The 960-nt window shown below is 39.2% G+C and carries 2 protein-coding genes; both read right to left on the bottom strand.

Annotated features, from left to right (window positions below; genetic code table 11):
• Positions 1-17 precede the first annotated feature (17 nt).
• On the bottom strand, positions 18-455 hold the full coding sequence (locus FJR05_RS05980) for a hypothetical protein (protein ID WP_254446764.1): 438 nt from the start codon (positions 453-455) through the stop codon (positions 18-20).
• A 7-nt stretch (positions 456-462) separates the two neighbouring features.
• Positions 463-960 (bottom strand): ImmA/IrrE family metallo-endopeptidase (locus FJR05_RS05975; RefSeq protein WP_217385532.1); only part of this gene is annotated, 498 nt, incomplete at its 5' end.

The raw sequence follows: 960 nt of genomic DNA, 5'->3' as shown, positions 1-960 counted from the left end.
TAATTCCTAAATTTGCTTTAGTATCTGCGGAATGTGGGTTTTATTATTTCTGGGGTTGATAAAATCTGAAGATAGGGAAAATTCTTTTTAAGAAACTTGATAGCTTTGTCGTCATCAGTGGCCACTGCCCATTTTCGATGTACTGCAATAGCAAAAGTTGCAGCCTCACCATCATCAAGAAAAGCAGCATAGTTAACAAAAGATTCCTCCTCCTCTTCTGATTCAAAATCTACAACTTTTAACCAACCCTGTGTAATAGCTGTCTCAAATTCTAACACCGCATCATTTTCTTCTTCCTTGAGACTTTGGAGTGTGTTTAATTCCCGTTCTCGGACAACTGTAGTCACGACAATTTCCGCAGGAAGAGATTTCAAAATTGCTAAAAATTGACCTGACGCACAAAGGTTGAGAACACAACAAGCATCAAGAATAATGTGGGAGTGATTAATTTGCATATTTTTCTCACTTCCCAGCAGTTTGGATTTGACGCAAATCAAAATCTGTATCTTCTTCCATCATTCCGCTTGAATATTCCCGTAATGCTTCCGCAATACGACGGGCTTCTAAGCGGTCAGTATGGAGAAATTCAGCAAAACGCCCTTCAGTAATTAAACCTTGATCTAATGCTTCAATTGCTAGGTGTTGATAGTGCAAAGGCATTATATCAACCCGTTGAGGAATTTGTTCTAAACCCAGTTCTTCTTGTACCTTTCTGACTTTTAAACCTCTATCTCGCAATTTCTCCCAAGTTCCAGAAGGTAGAAGTTCCATTTCTTCTAACCGATAAACTAGGGCTTCTATGGACACACCATAATAATGCGCTAGTGTAAATAGATTGGTGGGTGTGAATTTGCCATGAGTACGGTACATATCATTAAACCGCTTTAGCAATCCACTGGTAGGCATGAGAAAATATTTGGGGAAAGTTTCTGCTAGTACACTACGGCGTAAGTGAACGAA

This window comes from Dolichospermum sp. UHCC 0259 (assembly GCF_009711935.1).
Classification (GTDB): domain Bacteria; phylum Cyanobacteriota; class Cyanobacteriia; order Cyanobacteriales; family Nostocaceae; genus Dolichospermum.
This window is presented reverse-complemented; position numbering and strand designations above follow the sequence as displayed.